The following is an 18901-nucleotide window of genomic DNA, read 5'->3' as shown; positions in this document are numbered from 1 at the left end:
GGATAGGGAGAGGCAAAACCCGGAAATGGGCATGCGTGTACGAGGCGGCGCGCTGTGCTAGCCGGGCTGAGTCACGACGAGGGCACGTGAATGCCCAATCCGGGACTCGTCCGGCGGCGCCGCCTTACGAGGTGAGATCGACCGTGGCACTGCTCACAGACAGCGGCAACGGTGTTACTCACCTATGAAGACGTTTGTCCGATGTGGCGGTTGGCATCGATATAGAGGTGGCCGGCTAGATCATCCGCAGGGCGGAGCCGTGTCGACATTCACCGGCTTTCGAGACATTGCCGTAATCAGTAGTCGGCCCCGTAGAGGGAACCCCATGAGCGACCGCCAATTTCGGAGTCGGCCTCAATGGGGACGCCGTACAAATCGAACGTCATGCACCTGGCGACCTCCCGCGCAATGTCGGCGGCCTCGTGCTGCGGCGCGGACACAAGCACCTCGTCATGAATCGGCAGACGGAGATAGGGCAGAAGCCCGGCCGATTCCATGTCCAAGAGGCTTTGGCACAAGGCGTCGCGGGCAACGCTCTGGCACATGTAGTTGACAACGGCATAGCCCCGGTCACGGTCGAGCGGCATGCGGCGGCCGGTGGGCGACACGCATACATTGCCGTTGTCTTTGGCTTCCCAGAGCCACCGGTTGGCCGCGCGCTTGATTTCCGGGTACACGCGGTCATAGGCGCTCATTGCGCGCTGTACGTCGGCCAGGGGTGCGCCGGTCATCTCGGCTACTGCGCCCGCTCCCCCGCCGTAGATCTTGCCGAATCCGACACCCTTGCAAATGCCACGCTGCCCGTACGTGAATGCGTCGCCGTAGACGAGGCCGGCCGTAAAGGCATGAAGGTCCAAGCCGGCGGCAATGGCCTCTTTCATCTTCTTGACATCCGCCAGGGCGGCCAGGACGCGCATTTCAACCGCTTGGAAGTCGGTCGAGATCATGACGTGTCCCTCGTCGGCCAAAAGGGCGCGGCGGATCACCCAATCTGACGAGGGAAGCGTCTGAAGGGCCGGGCCGGTAATGGACATGCGGCCGGTCCTGGCGGCCAGGGTGTGAATGAACGGGTGCACCCTGCCAACCTCGTCCACCGTTTCCAGGAAGGTGGCCGCGTACGTCGTTCGCCACTTGCCGGCCCGCTTGCTCCTCAGCACAGCATCCGCCAGGGGATTCGGAGCGCGGACGTTGAGCCGTTCCCATCCCCTGTCAAGGTCCGCCAGGCTGAGGAGAACCGTCTTGTCCACCCGCAGCGCACCGGATGCCGTACGAGCCGTCAGACGCTCCCCCATGCCCGCCAGGGCGGTGCTGATCTGAGCCGTGCTGTTGACGCTGCGGACGCCATATCGAGAGGCGGCCATGGCGTACGAGTCGGCCTCGTCGGCAAGGCGCTCGTCAAGGTGGTGTGTGTAGTCGCGATCGAGCACGAGGCCGGCGCGTTGCATGTGTGCGCACACGCGGGCAATGGCGTGTTCGAATTGCACGAGGCGATCCGGTACACCTAGCCGGCGCAGTTCCGCCCGCAGCACGGGCGCCAGACGAGCCGTGAGAAGAACGTCAAGGCCGGCGTACAGGTTGTAGGTGGGGTCGTCCAAGTCGATGCGAGCGAACCCATTTGCCTTGTTCAGCCCCATGGACCGAAAGACCACCGTCAAGCCCTCTTGTGTATCCGGCGCATTGGGGTCGATATAGTGCGCGCTCAGTGGCTTGAGGCCGGTCCCGATGCCGTTCTCTTGGGGCTTCCGGGGGTCGATGAGCGCCGCCAGGACTTTGGTATCGATTGTGCGCGGCGCGAGGGATTCAAGGGAGATACCCGCGTGCCTGTCAAGCACGAGCCAGTCAAAGGCAGCGTGGTGAATGAGCATTTCCGGGAGACTGCTTAGGGCATGCCCGGCGGCGCGCTGGAATCCCCCTCCCCTCTCCCAGTGAATGACCCACGCGTCGCGCGCATCCCCGAATTGCACGGTCCGCAGACGGTAGCCAGGCGAGTAGATCTGTAGGCCAGTCGTTTCCGTGTCGACGGCCACGGGCCCTCGTCCACCGGCTTGCATCCACCATCGGGCGAACGCGTCTAGGTCGGTGCGTGTCTCGGGTACCCGCACGGTGACCATGTCGCCGGCCAGGGTGTGTACGTAGGTGCGCAAGGTTCCCCCTCGCATGACCACCTACTAGGCGCTAGTAGGTGGTCACGGTGTCAGGTGCCGAAAATTCCGGGTCCACCTGATTCGAGAGGGCCAGACCCGACGCGTAGGCCCATGAGGACAATTCCAGCCGGACGCCGGTGCTTCGTCACGCCTCGTTCTTCCATAGCCGCATAGAACATGCGGCGCGTCCAAATCTCTTTGGCGGGAAGGTTCTCTGCTTCACACCAGTCCCTATACGCATTGAACGCGTCAGCGCCGGTCACGTACTGGTCATCCCCGCAGCGTTCGAGAACGCCAGGTAGGAAGCCGGCCAAAGGGTCGCTCGTCTCTCGATATTCCCTTGATGCCCGGAGGATGACGGTAGGGTCGCGCAAGCCTTCCCGGAACCAGTCGGCGGCGCCGCGCACTGCCCATGCCGCAATTCCCTCTGCTTCGACGCGGAGGGTGGCATCTAGGGTGTGGTCTCGCTCTTCCGGCGCAAACCATCGGGCGAAGGGGATCAACTTGACGCGCCGCCAAAGCCCCTCGTCCTGAGACTTGAAACGTGGCTTGTGGTTCGTTGCCAAGAGCAGCAGGAATGACGGCCGAAACTCGAAGAATTCCCGGTGCAGGAACCTGGCAGCGATCATGTCCTTTCCGGTCACCCGCTTGAGAACGGCCTCCCCCATTGCCTTGCCGCTTTCACCCTCCGACGCCATGACGAGCCGGGCGGATCGCAGCGCCGCCACGTCGTTCGGAATGCCCCCGCCGGACCGTTCCTCGAACGTCGCGAACGGTGTGGTTTTGGTGATCGGTCGGAATACGTGTGTCAAAGTGTCGGTGAAAACCGATTTGCCGTTCGCCCCCTTTCCCCAGAGGACAGCAAAGCACTGCTCCGACACGTGGCCGGTAATGCCGTAGCCGATGAGCCGTTGCAGATAGCCGGGCATGTCCGCGTTGGTCGGGAACACTTCGGCCAGGAAAGCAGTCCATCGGCCGCAAGGGGCATCGGGCCGGTAGTCGATGTCAAGGCAGTACGTCAATAGGTCTCCGGCCTCGTGCGCCCGTAGGTGCCCGGTCCGGAGATTGACCGTACCGTTCCTAAAACTCAACAGGTCGGGCCGATTGTCGAATTCACTTGCATCCGTGAGGACTCCGGGTACCGATCGAAGCTCAGTCATCAGAGCGTCAATGCGTGTGGACATGGTGAATCCGCGTGCTTTCTGGTTCTCGCCGGCCAGGACGAGCGCCGCCCCCATGCGGTGGATTTCCTGCCGTACTCGGGTGTCGGAGCGCTGCCATACCCGGCCGTCCCAAGTGAGGTAGCCAAGGCCTGGCGCATAACGAATTCGACCTTCCGACCATGCGACGAGAGCATGGGCGTTCATTGCATCGGATTCGCCGTACTCCTTGATCAACTCGACAAGGATGTGCGCAGCGTTTTGACCCTGGCCGCTCGTGGCGACACCTAGGTCAATCGTCTGAGCAACCTTGCGCGTAGCCTTGATCGCGCTGCGGAGAGCATCGGGAAAGCCGGCAGGATCGCCCTCTCGCCAGGCCGTGAGGTCTTCCGCCTCATCCGGGATCACGAGGGCAGCGACGTCAAGACCGTGCCCGCGTAGGCCGTCCGCCAGACGCTCACTGAACGCACGCCCGGCCTCGTCCTGGTCCCCCGCGACCAACACGCGTTGACCCGTAAGACCAACAGCAAGCTCAGCGATCAAGGCAGGGTTGTTCGCCAACGAGGCGCCGCGCACAACAACCGCGTCATAGCCCACAGCGGCCACTGTGAGGCCGTCTCCCGGCCCTTCCGTGACGATGGTGGTTCCGTATCCCCCGTCGCCCCGTAGAACCCCGTACGAGGCCCAACGGTGGCCTTCAGGGTTGGTGAGCGACACCCACCGACGAGGGCACAGTCCCGTGATGTCCCGCCCCTGAGCACCGCGTGGCACGGCATCGAATCCCAGCAGCGGAACAACAATGCGAGGGTGCGCCCGGTACGAGCGCGAGAGGTACGGGAACGGCTCGTCCTCGTCGGCCAGGTCCACACCAATGGACAGGTCGGCGGCCATGTCGATGGACAGGCCGAACCGCTTGACGAGGTAGTCACGCGCTGCGGTGGCCAGGTCGCTGCCGTCGACAACGAGGGCCAGGGCGCGAGCGTCGATGTACGTGGTGAGCGCCGCCGTTGCCCCGATGCCGACGAGCGCAGGGCGCCCGCTTGCGACCGTTGGGCCCTGGCCTGTCACGTCGAACAGGTCGCGCCAGGTGAGGCCGGCGGCACGAACGACCGCTTCGGTTTGGCATCCGGCACGGCACGTCAAACGCGCCTTGCGGTCGTCCCCGATCCACACCCGCAGCGACGGACGCGAGTCGGAGTGCGCCGGGCACAGCGCCAGGTATCCGCCGTCCGGCTCTTCGGCCACCTGGCGGAAGCGCGCGAGTAGATCTGTGGTGTCCATGGGGTGTCTCCCTTCCTTGCCAGGGCTTGAGAGGGCCAAAGCCGGATCACGGAGAGTGAGGCCGCTGGCTACTGTATGTACCGCCGCGGGCTACTGTGAGTCATTGACGAGGCGTCGGCGGATTTCAGCCAGGAAGGCCGCGAACGTCTCAAGGTCCATGGACACGCGCCAGTGCGACGAGTCGCGCCCTCGTGCCGTCACTGTGAGTGCGTATCGCTCGCGTGTCTGGCGCGTGGATAGGCCGGCCATACGACGCGCCGCCGTGAACATGTGGATATCGAAATGGACGAGGCCGCGCCGTACGTTCTTGCCTCGTGTCTTGACGACAGCGACGCCTAGCGGATAGCCGGCGTGTCCGGCCTCTCGTCTGGCCTGGCGCAGATAGGCCGGAATGGAAATGGTCTTGACGTTCTTTGCTTCAAGGATGAATGGCAGCGCGTGAATGTCGCCTACGTCGTTCTTACCCTCTTGAGCCGGCCGCTTGACATTCCATGGGCTACGCCAGTCGATCCATTTCCCGTTGTCGTCCACGAGCGCCAGGGCGCCATTCAGGTAGTCCCGAACCGCGCTTTCCCAATCGGTCCCGATCTGCTTGTTGCGGTTGACCATGTTTCCCTTTCCGGGCATGCGAAAGGGCCGACCACCCGCAATGGATGATCGGCCCTATGTCGCGGCTAGATACTGGCGACCGCTTGCCGAAGCAGCCGGACGTGTTCGGCGGAAATCCAGACCCGGCGCATGGTGCGGCGCTTGGCGAATCCGGATTCGATGCCGGTCGGTTGGACAAGCAGCATGGGGCGAACGCGCCCGTATTCGAGCCTCGTGGTTACCCGCAGAATGACAGCATCGGCCTGGCGCACTCGATTGCCTTGCCTGGCCGCGTAGGAGACGAGGTCACCCTTATACAGTTCCTCGCCGGCGTAGTCGGTGACGACTCCGCGCTTAGACATTCACACCATCCTTGTCATCGGGGAACTTTATCCCGCCCTCTGCCCGTGCGCGGGCATGCTGCCAGTCGTAACCGGCCCCGGAGAGTGCCTTGAGAATTGCTTGCGTGTGCCTGCGGGGGGACTGGTATGGGGATCCGCCGACGAGACACAGGATCGCCGAGAGGGTGTCAGCCTCGTCCGGGGCCAGGGTCAACACAAGGTGCTTCACTTCGATCGTTTCAGCGGTAGCCATCGGATTCCCCCTCGTTGTAATCCCACCCGAAACGCCAGAGTCGGGCGGACAGGACTTCCATTCGGTATTGCGGCGAGAACAGCCAAAGCGGAGTGGCAAGGTGCTCGTCACTCGCCTCACGAAAGGGGTTCAGATGTGGCTTGAAGGTCATACCGACCACTCCCCCGCGACGAGCGACGCATAGCCGGCATACGCCTGTTGCGGCATTACGCCGTTGCCGGCGGCGCGAATCATCTCGCCACGCGTAAGGCCGTCAACGGTCGTGATCCATCCGCCCGGAAGGCCCATGAACCACTCGGCGTATTCCGGTGTCTGCCTCACTCCGCCTCGTGGTCCGGTGTCGGTCGCTGCGGGCGCCGGCCGGCCAATCATCAATTCGTGTCGGCGGATGGCGTCGGCATGTTCCCCCCACTGCCAGGCAGACGAGTGAGGGCCGTACGCAGATTCAGGCCCCGGTGACCACCCGTGGACATGCCCGGCCCGCCCGTCCCATCCGAAGCGGTAATCGTCGGCAACAGGGGGCCGATCTTGCGGATAGGCAATGCAAAACCAACGGTCACGGTGATGCGCTGCCCCGACGTCACTCGCTCGTATGCACGTCCATCGTGCGTCATACCGCATCGTGGCCAGGTCCCGGAGTACTCCGGCCAAACCTCGCGACCGTATGGCGCTGACGTTCTCCAAGAACACAAGTGCCGGTCGAAGTACGCGAATCGCCTCAACGACGTGTCGCCAGATTCCGCTACGCGGTCCGTCAAGCCCCAACCCCCGTCCGTTGTATGAGATGTCCTGGCAGGGGAAGCCGGCCGTAATGGTCGAGATCTTGCCTGCCAGTGGCCGCCAATCGGCCTTTGTGATGTCGCCAATATTCGGCGCGTGCGGGTACCTGGCGGCCAGGATGCGAGAGGGCGCCGGCATGGACTCAGCGACGTACGAAACGTCTTGTCCAGTCAGGCGCCCTACCGCGATCCCCATCCCGCCATACCCCGCGCACAGTTCGAGCACGGTCACGTCAAGTCCCTTGCTCAGTACGGGGGTTCGTCGCTGATTGCGTCGTTCCACGCCTTGATTACGGTGATCACCGGCTTGCGGTAGGAGACTTCCTTGCCCGCTTTGGTCACGTACTCGACCAGTTCAAGGGACAGCTCACAGAGCGCTTCCCCGTCGATGGCGTCGAGAGCGTTCATAACCTCGTGTTCGACCTTGAGCAATTCCCAAGAGGTCGAAGTGAACGAGCCCATGCCTAGGGCGTAGTCGTCCGCCAGGTGGAACTTGACCGTGGAGTGCGGCGCCGGTCCGCGCTTGCTGCGGGCCAATGCCTGGCGGTCGGCCAGAAGCGGGGGGCAGCCACACGGCTTCCCGAAGTCCTCTTCGGGTGACAGGAAGTCAACCCCGTCGCACTCGTGGATGGGCCCCTGCAATCCCCAGAGAACCATCTTGCTGCGAATGGCGTCCGCCCCGGAAAGAACAATGGGGGCCGTGACGGCATCCGTCAGAATTTCGATGTGGTCTTCCTTGCTCGTCTCCCACTCCTTAGGAGTGCCGCCGTAGAGCTGAGCAATGGCCGCAGCAACCGCCGGATCACCCGTGGTCACGCGCCACTCGGAAAGCGATACCGGCTGAGTACCGACCTTGCGACCCGAGCGGAATTTGAACGCGTCCTCATCGGCGTACGACGCACGCGCCTTTGGCATCGCGTCCGGGTCGGTTTCGAAAATGCGAACCATGTATCTCCCTCATCTGGTGGCACCTACTAGCGCCTAGTAGGTGGTCTGCCTTCTCTTGCTACCGAGTGAGGCAGAGCCCTAACGGGCGCGGCGCTCAGTGCCCGTAACAAGGCGGCGCATGCCGGCGGCCAGGGAACGGCCGAGTACGGTCTTGGACGTCTCCCGGTCCCAAGTGAAGACGCGCCGCAGCGTCAGGAAGGCCGCGAACACCTCCTCATCGATTCGGACCGGTCGCAGGTCCCAACCGTCCGGCGTCACATGCAGCACGGCAGCGCCGCTCACGGCCGGCATCGGCTTTACTGTGCCGTCCGCAGCGATGACGGATTCGGCGTGCGCGTAGGCGGCCATTTGCAGGGCCACTTCCGGGTAAATGGCGCGGCTGGTTTTCCAGTCCACCATCAAGAGCGCGGGCTCACCGGCGGCCAGGTCGAGGCGGCCGGCCTCGTCCACGAGGATTTCGAGAACGGCATCAAACGAACCCGCGTAGCCGTACTCGTCCGACCAAACGACGTCTTCCGCCATGACCAGACGAGGGCGGACAACATCCAGGAACTCAGCGAATGCGGCACGGTACGGCTCAAGGTCCGTGCTGACACGGCCAATGCGTTCGCCGCGAATCATGCGCTCGAACAGATCATGCGCGGCGGACCCCACATCGCTTCGGGTCTTGGTGTAGCGCCGGCTTGCATTCTTGATGAAATCGATGGCGGCGGCGCGATCGCTACTGGCGATACTGGTCACTGCGGCCAGGTTGTCAACGGCGCATTCTGCGGCCATGCGGGCTGCCCAGAACGTCAGGAACGGCTTGGGCAGCATGCCGATGATCGACGTCACGCCGGGAAGCTTGTCGGCGGTCGTGGGGTGCACGTACCAACGCGATCCGCCACGCTGGACCGTACGGACTTGCTCGGACATTGGGGTACCTCTCAAGGGGTAGGCGCTCTTACTCCTCTCCTAGGGGGCGCCAAAGCCCGTGACGGGGCATGACAAAGCCCCACCCTCCCAGTGCTGCGGAAGGATGGGGCCAGGTCGAGCGGGGCTAGTTGCCGGCGCGCTCCTTCAGTGCGGCCTTCAGTTGCTTCTTCATCATGCGGATGAGTTCTTCGAGGTTGTCAAGGTCCTCGTTGGACTCCTGCATTTCCTCATCGGTCAGGACGGGGATGTTTCGCCCGAACGCCAAGATCTTCTTGTTGATTGCCTTGAGAGTGGTAGCCGCCGTGCCGGCCTCAATGTCGCCCTCTTCGGCGGCAATCTGCTGAACCGTCTTGCCGGTCTCCTTTGCCTGGCGCGTGCGCTCCAAGCGCTTCCGGCGGTTCTCCCTGTCGACCTCGTCTTTGGTAGTGGTCGGAATGGCGAACGCTTCCGTAACAGCCGCAGCGTGGGACGAGCCGTCCTTGATGACGCCCTCCGCAAGCATGACCGTGCGGAATTCGTTGATGTCGTCACGCCACGCTTCGGGCAGTTGTTCCGGCGCCAGGTCCAGCGCGCGCACCATCTCAACCAGGACGTTCCTGGACTGGTTCTGAAGGCTCTTGTTGTACGTGTTCAGTGCGTCGCGTACCTCGTCCTCAGTACCGGTAAGGCGCTCACGTGCGAAGTCGAGAAGCGCCGTCTTCCAAAGCTTGGCCTTGTTCGACTTCCCGTGAATGTCAACCTTGTTGTCACCATCCCGCATGTGAAGGCGCGCGACGATTCCCGCCCGCACAATGTCACGCGCGGTTTCAGTGGACGACCGCTGAAGCTGGACACCCGCAACGAACGCATCCGCCGCAGCGTACGCACTCTGGACTTCGTCCTCTGACAGCGTCTCGGCGGCCACTTCGGACGCCGTTTGGATGACACCCTCAAGCGGCGCATCCTCTTGGATGTCCTGGCGCTTGAGCGGTTCCCAAACGTTCAAGACGTTCTCGTGCACTTCGCTCGCGCCAAAGCCAACGTTCTCGGCCAGGGCTTCCGTGCTGCGCTCTGCCGACAGAGGGCCCTGGTAGTCAACGTTGTCGGCCGATTCGTGCTCGTCCGACAGGTACTCAAGGAACTTCTCTCGCGACGACTCCGACAGGTCGGCATGAGCCAGGGCGTAACTGTTCTCCGGGTGTGCTTCGAATCGCTCGCGGGCAGCGTCGATCGTGGCAGCCGCATTCGCCAGGGATTCCAGGGTTACGGCCCCGTCGGCGGCCTTGAGCCGGTCGCGTACGTCGCCGACCAGCAACTCAACACGCCCGGTCGGCATGCCAACGGCCTTAGCCAGGGCTCCGCCGGAATTCGTCTTGGAGCGCAGGACCGGTGCGAACTGCTCTTCCGTCAAGTCGAATTCGGTGCGAATCGCAGCGTCGAACGCTTCGGGCCGGTCAGTGGTCTGGCGAATCTCAGAGTAGAAGTTGTTTCCCTTAGGCACGGTAAGTGTCTCCTTGTGAAGGTTGAGGCCGAGCTTGTTGGCCTTGCGCCCGCAGGCCCCGCAGATAACGGCGTCGGGCTTGAGGGTGTAAAGCGGTCCGAGATGCATCTTGACAGAGCGACCACAAAGAGTCACATCCGACACGGTGGACAGATGAGGCGTCGCGGCTTTACCCACGAGCCCCGCCGTAACTTCTCCCGGGAACTGGATATCAGCAACTGTCAAGGCTTTGGGGGCCACTTTGCGATTCCTTGTCTCGTCCGTTACTTGAAGAACCTCGAACATCGCGTCCATGACACTCCCCCTTGCCCTGGCCCGCTCGTTGCGGTGCCTGCGAGAGCGACTATGCCGGGCCTGGCCACCCGGCACAACCACCTACTAGGCACTAGTAGGTGACCCATGCAAAAAGCCCCCACCGAAGTGGGGGCAGTCTGCTACTCGGCCTGGCCGGCGGTGCTGGTCTTGCGATCCTCTATGCGCTGTGCGGCCTCACCCGTACCAAGCACGGCAGCCACGAGGGCTAGCACGGCCTCACTGGGCAGGCTGGTCACATACAGCGCGACGAGCGCCACGATGGCCGCAGCGATGGCATGGAGACGTACGGCGGTGAACTTCATGAAGTGCCTTTCGTAGATGGGTAGTTCACGTCACGACTTGGGGACGCGTAGCTTGCCCCACGAGGTAGGGCCAGGGATGCCGTCCGCATCGCTACCGGTGTAGCCGCACTTGCGCTGCCACAGTCGGTAGGAACTGATGTCGGCCTGGCTCAGCACGGGGCCGGGCCCTTCCTGGTAGGCCGAGCATCCTTCCGCCACGAGCCGCTTGCCCATGGCAGTGATGATCGGGGAGCGCCGCCCGATGCTGAACCACGAGGCGCCCGGGAACGGCTCAAGGCCGCTACCGCCGTTGCCAGGGTTCCCGCCATTGCTGGCGCCAGGCTCAAGCCCTCCGGACCGCACCAGGGCGTACAGCGACGCGCCAGGGCAATCCGTGCTGTAGCCGTCCCGGTGTCCCCGGATTTCGTTGCCCGCGCCGTTGGCCCGCAGATAGGCAATGGCATCTCGGATTCCGGCAATCTGCGCATCGGTCGGTGCGGTGTGGCCGGACGAGCCGACGAACGCCAGGACCGCGAAATGCGCGCGGTTTAGGGTCGTGTTGCCGTTGGCGCTGTTCTGAGCGTTGCGGCCTCGCCCCTCGAACACGTAGCCGTGCTCACAGACGGCCAGGTTGTAAGCGAAGTCGGCCCACCCGTTGCCATCCATGTGGCTCGCCTGTACGCGGCGCATGTACGGCGCGCAAGTCGAGTGCTCGCCGGCACTGTAGGGAGTGCCAAGATAGTGAACCTTGACGCCGGAATTGCTGGATACACGAGCGTGGCCATTGCGCGGCGCCCGCGCTCCCCAATCGGCGCGTGATACGAACTGCATGCTAACCCCTCCTAGGGCATGAGAAAGCCCCACCGGCCTACCGGTAGGGCTCAGGGCTGTACCTTGCGAATCGCAGGTCACCTACTAGTGCCTAGTAGGTGGTCGCCCCTGGGATCGAGTGAGCCAGGACCAACGTGGTCGGTCCAGTAGTTCGGCTAGCTGCGCCTGTAGCGCTGCGTTGAGCGCCCGAAGCTGTCGAACCTCTTCGCTCAGTTCGGCTACCTGTACCTCAAGGCGCGCCGCCCTGGCCGATTGTGCTTCGGCCTCTTCCTTCCATGAGGCACGCATGCCGGCCTGCCATCGGGACAGCGAAACCGCCACGGCCACGAGAACGGGGATCACAATTTCGATGCTGACGAGGTAGCGAGTCAAGTCCATCTATTCCCCCTCGTCGTCCTCGTCGGGCGCCGCCGGCGCGTCTGTGGCAACCGCAAACGTGGCGCTTGTACGCGGTTTGCGCGCCGCCCGTTCGAGGGCCGTCAAGCGCGCCTCAAGGGCCCGCAGATCGGCCTGTAGGGAAGGCGGATATGCATTAGCTTGGATTGACAAAAGCACCCCGATTTGCGAGTGACAGGCCGATGGTTTCGCGCCCGTTGATATCGAGCGACACGGCGCATTCGGTTACAGTGAGCATGGTCTCTACGTTGACGATTCCGCGTTTGACTCGAACCATCACGTTCATGCCCGGAGGTAGAGCGGCCGGCGAGACTGACCCGTCGTAAAGGGTCATGGTCGGAATCATGACCGGAGCACGACCGAGATTGAGGGCGGCCTCAGCTTTGGCTTTGAGGGTGCCGGTGTCGGTTGTATCGGGATAGGTGGCAACGGCATCGCGCGCCGGCATTGTGGCCAACAGCGCGTCATTGCGCACGCCCTCATATGCCGGGTAGTCCTGGCCATCGACGCGCCCGCCGATCGCATATGCGTTGGTGGCCATGGGTCCGCCGTCGTACGTCACCTGACTCACGTCGCAATTGACGCCATGTTCTAGCCAGGTCGGATAAAGGCCGCCGGTTGCACGAGGGACCACAACAACGCGATGCCGTATCCGTGTGGTGTCTCCGGGCGCATAGAACGGCTCATACCGGAACAGGAATCCGCCGTTGTCCTCCGCCAATTCCGCGACGGCGGATCCAATCGATTTGAATTCCGTTGGATGCCACATCCGAAATGCCGGCCGGTCAGTGTCCGGGATTGTCGAGTACTCCGTCCCGATGCCGTTGTTGGCATTGGCATAGGCGTACCAGTCCCGAAGCATTTGCCCCTGGTAACCAAGCCGGCCGTAGTTGTTGAGTAGGTGTACGCCCTCGTAATGAGCGTGGATACCAACGGCATCCACCGTGAGAGTGTCGGCGGCCAGGTCGGCACGCAGGCCACGCACAAACCCGATCCATGTCGGTTGACTGTTGCGGACCACACAGATTCCCGCGCCGCCAGGCAGTAGCCGTGCCGACAAGGCCGACGAGGTCAGGAGAGGTATCACGATCGAGCACGACCCGGCCGCATTGAGCACGTCCGCATATGACAGCGTCGACACGTCCAAGGGTGTGCCGGTAATCGTCCCGGTCTTGAGGGCGTACGTCAGCACTTGATAGGCGGCCACTGTGCACCCCCTAGACCCATATCGAGATCCACTGGTAGGCGGCCTTTGCCTCTACTGTTCCAACGGCATGGCGCAAGGCAACGGGGAATTCTCCCGGCTTGAAGTCCGGCCAAAAGCCGTTGACGGCCGTAGTCGTCGTGGCCGTGCTCGTCTGCTTCACAAAGTCCACGATGATCAGGCCGGTCCCGGTCATAGCAATGGACCACACGCCCCGGTCGGTCACTCCCTTGAGGAGCGGATCCGTGGCACCGGTAATGACGCATCCCATAGGCGCAATGGCCGCGCCGTCCTGGCGCAAGGTGAACCAACGATCGGGGGCAGGAGAACCCACACCGCTCAGCACGTCCAATGCGCGCGGTGCATCGCTGCGAACCTCATGGCTAGACGCGAACAACTCGATCACGATGTTGGACACGCGATAGGTGAAGTTGAGGTCTATCGGTGCGCTCCGCTTCCGCACGCGAGCATTCACGTATGCCGTGAGGCCGCCGAAAGCCTGCGGGAATCGGAACCGTAGCTTTTCCTCGTACGAGGCCGGCCGGTCGCGTCGCGGAGTGAATGCGGCCATAACTAGATTGAGCGCCGCCAGGTAATCGGCATCGGTGCGCCCGTAAATCTCAAGCGTCAGGGTCACTACCCGGCCGCCTAGGTAATCCTCCCCCGGATGCACACCGTTGCGCTGCATAAGCGCCAGGTCGGATGAGCGCACGTCCGGCAGCGACAGCAACCCGTCGACTTGGACAATCGAGATGGGCGACCCGGCGGCACCCATGACGAGGCCGTTGAATTCCATGGTCCATGGGTCAAGTTCAGCCATTGATCTCCCTCCTGAGGGGACCACCTACTAGCGCCTAGTAGGTGGTCCGTCCTCTACCGTCCGACGCGCAATGCCCACGCGACTTCCCGGCCGATCGCGTACGGATCCGCGTTCGTGGTTACATTCACCGTGACGGATCCGGCGCCGCTTCCTATTGAGTGGTTCGGAACCACAGTGGAACCGCTCGGGAGATTGACCACTTCCGGCCCCCGTTCACCAACCCGAGTCCAGCCGGACGCCGGCCCACCCATTGCGCGGACCTTCGGAATCGGCGCATCGGGAATGTCAATCGACACCGGACCCCAGCCGAACGAATTGGGGATCGCGTCGTTCAGCATGTCAATCACGCTGTTGATCGCGCTCTTGCTCGCGTTCAACATTGCGTCACCGACGCCCGCCGCGAACGCTCCGGAATTCCGCAGACCGTCAACGAGCCACGTGACGATGCCGGACCCAATACCCTTGGCGGCCTCACCAATCGCAATCGCCGCGTGCCCAATATTCGCGGGCATGTCGGTGAAGAACGACAGCAGGTCATCAAGGGCCTTTCGACCCTTGTCAACGATCCAGTCGAAAGCCTCTCCGCAGATACGGCGGATATCATCGAAGTGCTTGATGATGAAGCCGACGCCCGTAAAATTCAGGAACAGGTCAACGAGCGCATCAAAGCACCATTTGATCTTTGACCAGACCCAATCCCATGCCGCGCCGGTAGCCGCCGTGATCTCGTCCCAATACTTGACAACGAGGTAGACCAGGCCGCCAATTGCCGCAATCACGAGAATGATCGGGCCCATTGCGATAAGCCACGCGGCAGCCATTTTGGCGGCGCCTAGCATTGCCTGTAGGCCCATCAGAACCCACTGCCCGACCACTACCGCGCCGGCGGCCAGAGCAGCGGCACCGGCAGCCACGTAGCCCGCAACCACAAGGGCTTGCGCTCCGGCCACCCGAGCGGCATTCCAAATGGCTTGTGCGCCCATCAAGAGCCACTGTCCGACCACGGTCGCCCCGGCCGCCAGGGCAGCGGCGCCTGACTTGATCCAACCGCCGATGACTGCCCAGTGCGCAAGAATCTGCGTCGCCGAACTTGTGCCGGCGGTCGCCGTGCTCGTCACCCACGCGGCAACATTCGCAGCCCCCGCCACCGTGGCAGACACACCCCATGAGACAAGAGCAGGCAGGACAAGCGTCCCGATCACTGCGGCAGTCGTAATCAGTGGCGTCTTGTTGTCCTCAATCCATCCGCCAACATCCCGCACAATCTCACCCGCGTGGGACAGCTTCTCACTCAGCGCGTTGACGGCCGGTAGAACGTGCTCAACGATCATGTCAACGGCGTGTGTCTTGAGGTTTCGACCGAATGCCGTGAGCCGCGTGGACGCATTGTCATGCAGCGTGTCACCGGCCTTAGCCGCCGCACCGTCGACCTGGCCCAGAGTGGCAACCGCCGTACGCGGGTCCATGGCATTCAATGCCGAACCAAGGTCCTCTGCCTTGGTTCCAAAGAGGCCGACGCTTACCGTGTTCTTCTCGACCGGATCGGTCAGGTTCTTGAGAGCATCAAAGACTTGCTGAGTGGCCGCCGCAGCACCGGGACCACCGGCCGCAATCTTGGAGATCATCTCGTCGGCATCAAGGCCCAATGCCTTGTATGCGTCGCGGGCGCCCTGGCTGCCATCGATCGACAGAAGCGAGAATTCCTTGAGGGCATCGGCCGCTGTATCGGCATCCCGCGCGCCGCCCTGTAGCGCCTGATTCATCAAGCCCAAAGCAGTGGGGCCGTCAAGTCCCAGCTTCTTGAACTGGACCGAGTACTCGTTAAACGTATCTAGCAAATCCTCGGATTTGTTGATACCAAGCTGCTGCCCACGCGCCAAAAGGTCGAATGCCTCAGTCGCATTCTTGGCCATGCCATTCTTGAGCATCGTGCCAACGGACGCGGTAAGAGGGCCAACGTCCTCCCCCATAATGGAGGCCACATCCATAGCCGCCGTGCCAACCCGCTCAAGCTCATCGGCCGTGGCGCCAGCAGGTACTAGGCCCTGTTGCAATGCCCCCTTAAGCGCCTCGTTGGCGTCGGCGATGCTCTCGCCCAAGCCGGCCGCGTAGATCTTCCCTGCGGCCTTTCCAAGACGTTCGGCCTCTTCGGGCGTCGCCCCGACTTGCGCCGCCAGGAGGTCATTTCCCTTTTCCTGGTCGAGCCCTTCCATGATGCCGGCGGTAAGCCCGGCGGCCAGGCCGGCGCCGGCAATGGCACCCCATCCGCCTAGCTTCTGTGCAAAGTCATCAAGCTTGCTGCCCGTGTCGTCAATGGACTGCTCAAGGTTTTCGGTATCCCCGAGAACGGAGATCGTAATAGGCCGTGCCAAACGTTCCCCCTACGTCATAACCGGGCGGCGAATTTCACCGGACCCCCCGCGGCTTGACGCACGGTGACTGCGGCCTTGCGCCTTCTGCTGGTCCTTGATGTCGGCCCGCATTTGATCCACGAGCGAATTGAAATCCCGCAACGGCATTTCCCGCACGTCCCGCCAGGTCAGCCCCGTGAAATGGCCAACAAGGCGGGCGCACGTGACTACACGTTGCGCGCGGTAGGGTCCACCGGTGCGTTCTTCATGCTGATACGCAGACGCCCGGCGTCCTCAACAGTGAAACCGGGATTCGTGCGACGCTTGACCACTACCGCCATGGCGCGCAGGAGCTTTCCCTTGCGGGCGCCAGGCTTGGACAGGCTGTCTAGCGGCGCGTCGATGATCTCTTCAATGACGTCGATTTCGTCCAGCGTCAGGGAGTCGATATCGAGCGACAGCAGTTCCGCTGCATTCAGGTCTTCAGACAATGGGACTCCTAGGTTTCGAGATGGTCGCGCATGACTTGGGTAATGGCGGTTTCGTACACGGTGGCCACGTCATCGCTCGTCCTGGCCAGGGCCCGGTACAGGAACCGGTTCGGCTTGATGTTGCGCTTGGGGAATCCGAAGTGGATGGCAGCCGCGTACGGAACACGAGCGGCTGAACCGGCCTTGACGGCGGCGCCCTTAGCAGACGCGACCACGCCAATCGAACGGGCAAGCTTCCCGGGCCTGTACGACTTGCTGTCCTTTGGTGAGCGCCTACGCTCAGGAGCAACACGCTTGGCAACGGGCGCAACGACTTCGGCGGCGCTCTTGTTGGCGCCGCGTACTGCCTTGCCAAGTTCTTTGTCCCGGAGCTGTCGAATGCTGCGCTGTAGCTCTCTCAGGCCGTCGACTTGCAGCGTGTACTCACTGCGGCGCGCGGGCATGCGCTAGCTCTTACCGGCAAATGGCGCGGTCCATCCGGGCGTGCGCTCCTTGTACGTGAGCGCAATTGCGGGCGCTCCCGTACCGGGGTCTAGCACGCGGAAGGGCAGTGCCATGGTCGTAATGTCGTCAACCGAAGCGGTAGGCGACTCGCCCGTGAACTGAATGGCGGGGCACACGATGTCCACGCCCGTTCCGGCGATAGCGCCCGCCAGGCTCACAGTCAGCCCGGCCACCTGGCCCGCAATGAACAGCCCGTAGAGCGTCAACGAGGTGGCGTCAAACTCACCCTCTAGGCTGCCCTCGTACGTCGGGACGGCAGCGCGAACGGGCACCTTCTTGAGGGCTTCACCCCGAAGGAATCGCCGATCGGTCTTGAGACCTAGATCCCCCGACAACTCAAGCTTGCTCGCATCGATCGGAATGTCGGATCCCTCAACGATCAGCTTGACGGATGCCTGACTCCAGTCGTAAACGTGCGCAACGGCCGGGTACACAACCGGGAGAACGCCCGCCGGGTCACCCACTTGGAGAACATCCCGAAAATCGAATCCGACCGTGAGGCCGATTGCGTTCTCGACTTCCGCCGACAGAGACCAATTCGTCGCCACGCATCCAAGATGTTGGTAGGCAACCTTCGTGCCCTCAATGGTCGGGCGAACCATTTGCGCGGTCCATGAGGGCGACGCAGACGTCGATGCCGTAGTCAGGACGTGCTTGGTAATGCCGGTCGCGTTGTCAACGGTCTTGACAACCTTGTCGAATGCTGCGGACAAGAGCGGGCCGGCGCCGGCGTCGAGTAGGTCACACTCGATTTCGCCTTCCCCGCCCATATTGATGATGTTGCGGCGGTCGGCACGAGCCGTTTGCATTCCCGGTCGAAAGCCCACGGATTCGATGAATTCGCGGGATGTCTTCCAAGAGTCGGCCTTGCCCTCGTACCCGAGAGTGGTAGTGGCCGCCGTACCGTACTGAGTTTCGGCACCAATGCCGATAGAGGCGTCTAGCGCCACATGATCACTCTCCCCTAGTGGTGCGCCCGCGCACCCGCACGCGGACTGTGAGCGCCGCATAGGCGCCATCGGTCGTCTCGGCCGTCTCGCAAGTGGAGGACTCAGGGCGGATGTCCACGAGCCCAGAAATGGCCGCCCGGTCGATCGCTGCGGCGGCGCTTACGATGTGATCCCGCAGGACGTACACGGCGCGCTCAGCATGGATCGGGTCGCCAGGTGTGACGACGAGCGCGCACGCGTCGACGTACCCGCTAATGCCCGTGGGCTTGTGTACGCCCTGGCGCATGGCAACGGGCTGTAGGTCCTCGTCGGTTGTGTCGCCTAGCCACACTTGCTCGCGCCGGTCGGCTTTCCCCGTGGCCGCGTAGGTGACTTGAACCCCTGTCGGCACAGCGGCCTTGATAGCCTCATAGAGCGCCACCTTTGCCGCAAAGATCAACGACATTCGACCCCCTACAGGAACGTGAACGGAAGCCGAACGCGATAGCGATTCAGGTGCGCATTGACCTCAGGAAGGCTCGTCGGACGCCAGGTGCCGCCGGCCTGCGAAAGCTGAATGGATCCGAATTCACTCGCGAGCTGTAGCGCCCGGTCCGGAATTCGACTTACGAGGTCTAGGCAGTACTGACGAGCCAGGGTGCGAACGCACCATCGAATTGTTTCCGGCGGAGGATCCGCGCTCGTCCATTTCTGGCCCGTATAGGTTTCGACCGTTTCGACCGCGTAGGCAATGGCCACGGTCATTGTCTCGTCGGGAAACAGCGTGGCGTCCGCCAGGCCGTCAAGCGCGCGAACCTCAGCAATGAGTGCGTACGTCATATCCCCCCAAGGGGACCACCTACTAGCGCCTAGTAGGTGGTCCCTGTGAT

The 18901-nt window shown here is 62.9% G+C and carries 19 protein-coding genes; all 19 read right to left on the bottom strand.

Going from position 1 to position 18901, the window contains the following annotated elements; translation table 11 throughout:
* Positions 1-296: 296 nt before the first annotated feature.
* The gene (locus tag ACZ4FV_RS28970) at positions 297-2111 is read right to left on the bottom strand and encodes a DNA polymerase (protein ID WP_465323648.1); all 1815 of its coding nucleotides are present in this window, start codon (positions 2109-2111) and stop codon (positions 297-299) included.
* Between the two features lie 83 nt (positions 2112-2194).
* Complete coding sequence (locus ACZ4FV_RS28965; RefSeq protein ID WP_465323630.1) at positions 2195-4585, bottom strand: phage/plasmid primase, P4 family; 2391 nt, start codon at positions 4583-4585, stop codon at positions 2195-2197.
* A 90-nt stretch (positions 4586-4675) separates the two neighbouring features.
* Positions 4676-5194 carry a hypothetical protein gene (locus tag ACZ4FV_RS28960; RefSeq protein WP_465323629.1) on the bottom strand — a complete coding sequence of 173 codons (519 nt, stop codon included), beginning with the start codon at positions 5192-5194 and terminating at the stop codon, positions 4676-4678.
* Between the two features lie 65 nt (positions 5195-5259).
* Positions 5260-5535: a hypothetical protein gene (locus ACZ4FV_RS28955; RefSeq protein WP_465323628.1), complete on the bottom strand. Its 276-nt coding sequence runs from the start codon at positions 5533-5535 to the stop codon at positions 5260-5262.
* Positions 5536-5753: 218 nt separating this feature from the next.
* Positions 5754-5918, bottom strand: a complete 165-nt coding sequence (locus ACZ4FV_RS28950) for a hypothetical protein (RefSeq protein ID WP_465323627.1) — start codon at positions 5916-5918, stop codon at positions 5754-5756.
* A complete protein-coding gene (locus ACZ4FV_RS28945; protein WP_465323647.1) occupies positions 5915-6772 on the bottom strand; it encodes a DNA cytosine methyltransferase in 858 nt (285 codons plus the stop codon). Before ACZ4FV_RS28945 ends, ACZ4FV_RS28950 begins: the two co-directional genes overlap by 4 nt.
* Before the next feature lie 20 nt (positions 6773-6792).
* Positions 6793-7494 carry a recombination directionality factor gene (locus ACZ4FV_RS28940; RefSeq protein ID WP_465323626.1) on the bottom strand — a complete coding sequence of 234 codons (702 nt, stop codon included), beginning with the start codon at positions 7492-7494 and terminating at the stop codon, positions 6793-6795.
* Positions 7495-7572: 78 nt separating this feature from the next.
* Positions 7573-8409, bottom strand: a complete 837-nt coding sequence (locus ACZ4FV_RS28935) for a hypothetical protein (protein ID WP_465323625.1) — start codon at positions 8407-8409, stop codon at positions 7573-7575.
* 124 nt (positions 8410-8533) lie between these two features.
* A complete protein-coding gene (locus ACZ4FV_RS28930; protein WP_465323624.1) occupies positions 8534-10183 on the bottom strand; it encodes a hypothetical protein in 1650 nt (549 codons plus the stop codon).
* Positions 10184-10323: 140 nt separating this feature from the next.
* The gene (locus tag ACZ4FV_RS28925; RefSeq protein WP_465323623.1) at positions 10324-10506 is read right to left on the bottom strand and encodes a hypothetical protein; all 183 of its coding nucleotides are present in this window, start codon (positions 10504-10506) and stop codon (positions 10324-10326) included.
* A 30-nt stretch (positions 10507-10536) separates the two neighbouring features.
* On the bottom strand, positions 10537-11316 hold the full coding sequence (locus ACZ4FV_RS28920) for a peptidoglycan-binding protein (RefSeq protein WP_465323622.1): 780 nt from the start codon (positions 11314-11316) through the stop codon (positions 10537-10539).
* A 532-nt stretch (positions 11317-11848) separates the two neighbouring features.
* Positions 11849-12919 (bottom strand): hypothetical protein, encoded by a 1071-nt coding sequence (locus ACZ4FV_RS28915; protein WP_465323621.1) that lies wholly within the window; start codon positions 12917-12919, stop codon positions 11849-11851.
* 10 nt (positions 12920-12929) lie between these two features.
* On the bottom strand, positions 12930-13736 hold the full coding sequence (locus tag ACZ4FV_RS28910) for a hypothetical protein (protein WP_465323619.1): 807 nt from the start codon (positions 13734-13736) through the stop codon (positions 12930-12932).
* Positions 13737-13789: 53 nt separating this feature from the next.
* Complete coding sequence (locus tag ACZ4FV_RS28905) at positions 13790-16108, bottom strand: phage tail tape measure protein (protein ID WP_465323618.1); 2319 nt, start codon at positions 16106-16108, stop codon at positions 13790-13792.
* A gap of 206 nt (positions 16109-16314) precedes the next feature.
* A complete protein-coding gene (locus ACZ4FV_RS28900; protein ID WP_465323617.1) occupies positions 16315-16578 on the bottom strand; it encodes a hypothetical protein in 264 nt (87 codons plus the stop codon).
* An 8-nt stretch (positions 16579-16586) separates the two neighbouring features.
* The gene (locus ACZ4FV_RS28895) at positions 16587-17021 is read right to left on the bottom strand and encodes a phage virion morphogenesis protein (RefSeq protein WP_465323616.1); all 435 of its coding nucleotides are present in this window, start codon (positions 17019-17021) and stop codon (positions 16587-16589) included.
* Positions 17022-17024: 3 nt separating this feature from the next.
* A complete protein-coding gene (locus ACZ4FV_RS28890) occupies positions 17025-18032 on the bottom strand; it encodes a phage tail tube protein (RefSeq protein ID WP_465323615.1) in 1008 nt (335 codons plus the stop codon).
* Positions 18033-18036: 4 nt separating this feature from the next.
* Complete coding sequence (locus tag ACZ4FV_RS28885; protein WP_465323614.1) at positions 18037-18477, bottom strand: hypothetical protein; 441 nt, start codon at positions 18475-18477, stop codon at positions 18037-18039.
* A gap of 8 nt (positions 18478-18485) precedes the next feature.
* Positions 18486-18851: a hypothetical protein gene (locus ACZ4FV_RS28880; protein ID WP_465323613.1), complete on the bottom strand. Its 366-nt coding sequence runs from the start codon at positions 18849-18851 to the stop codon at positions 18486-18488.
* Positions 18852-18901 lie beyond the last annotated feature (50 nt).

The sequence above is a fragment of the Embleya sp. NPDC025285 genome (genome assembly GCF_055558835.1).
The sequence above is the reverse complement of the archived record's forward strand: the minus strand, read 5'-3'. Positions and strand labels throughout refer to the sequence as shown.

What these genes read in the sequence shown, in the direction of transcription:
- ACZ4FV_RS28970 (WP_465323648.1), bottom strand. Translation starts at nt 2,111, where the DNA reads ATGGTCACCGTGCGGGTACCCGAGACACGCACCGACCTAGACGCGTTC.
- ACZ4FV_RS28965 (WP_465323630.1), bottom strand. Translation starts at nt 4,585, where the DNA reads ATGGACACCACAGATCTACTCGCGCGCTTCCGCCAGGTGGCCGAAGAG.
- ACZ4FV_RS28960 (WP_465323629.1), bottom strand. Translation starts at nt 5,194, where the DNA reads ATGGTCAACCGCAACAAGCAGATCGGGACCGATTGGGAAAGCGCGGTT.
- ACZ4FV_RS28955 (WP_465323628.1), bottom strand. Translation starts at nt 5,535, where the DNA reads ATGTCTAAGCGCGGAGTCGTCACCGACTACGCCGGCGAGGAACTGTAT.
- ACZ4FV_RS28950 (WP_465323627.1), bottom strand. Translation starts at nt 5,918, where the DNA reads ATGACCTTCAAGCCACATCTGAACCCCTTTCGTGAGGCGAGTGACGAG.
- ACZ4FV_RS28940 (WP_465323626.1), bottom strand. Translation starts at nt 7,494, where the DNA reads ATGGTTCGCATTTTCGAAACCGACCCGGACGCGATGCCAAAGGCGCGT.
- ACZ4FV_RS28935 (WP_465323625.1), bottom strand. Translation starts at nt 8,409, where the DNA reads ATGTCCGAGCAAGTCCGTACGGTCCAGCGTGGCGGATCGCGTTGGTAC.
- ACZ4FV_RS28930 (WP_465323624.1), bottom strand. Translation starts at nt 10,183, where the DNA reads ATGGACGCGATGTTCGAGGTTCTTCAAGTAACGGACGAGACAAGGAAT.
- ACZ4FV_RS28925 (WP_465323623.1), bottom strand. Translation starts at nt 10,506, where the DNA reads ATGAAGTTCACCGCCGTACGTCTCCATGCCATCGCTGCGGCCATCGTG.
- ACZ4FV_RS28920 (WP_465323622.1), bottom strand. Translation starts at nt 11,316, where the DNA reads ATGCAGTTCGTATCACGCGCCGATTGGGGAGCGCGGGCGCCGCGCAAT.
- ACZ4FV_RS28910 (WP_465323619.1), bottom strand. Translation starts at nt 13,736, where the DNA reads ATGGCTGAACTTGACCCATGGACCATGGAATTCAACGGCCTCGTCATG.
- ACZ4FV_RS28895 (WP_465323616.1), bottom strand. Translation starts at nt 17,021, where the DNA reads ATGCCCGCGCGCCGCAGTGAGTACACGCTGCAAGTCGACGGCCTGAGA.
- ACZ4FV_RS28885 (WP_465323614.1), bottom strand. Translation starts at nt 18,477, where the DNA reads ATGTCGTTGATCTTTGCGGCAAAGGTGGCGCTCTATGAGGCTATCAAG.
- ACZ4FV_RS28880 (WP_465323613.1), bottom strand. Translation starts at nt 18,851, where the DNA reads ATGACGTACGCACTCATTGCTGAGGTTCGCGCGCTTGACGGCCTGGCG.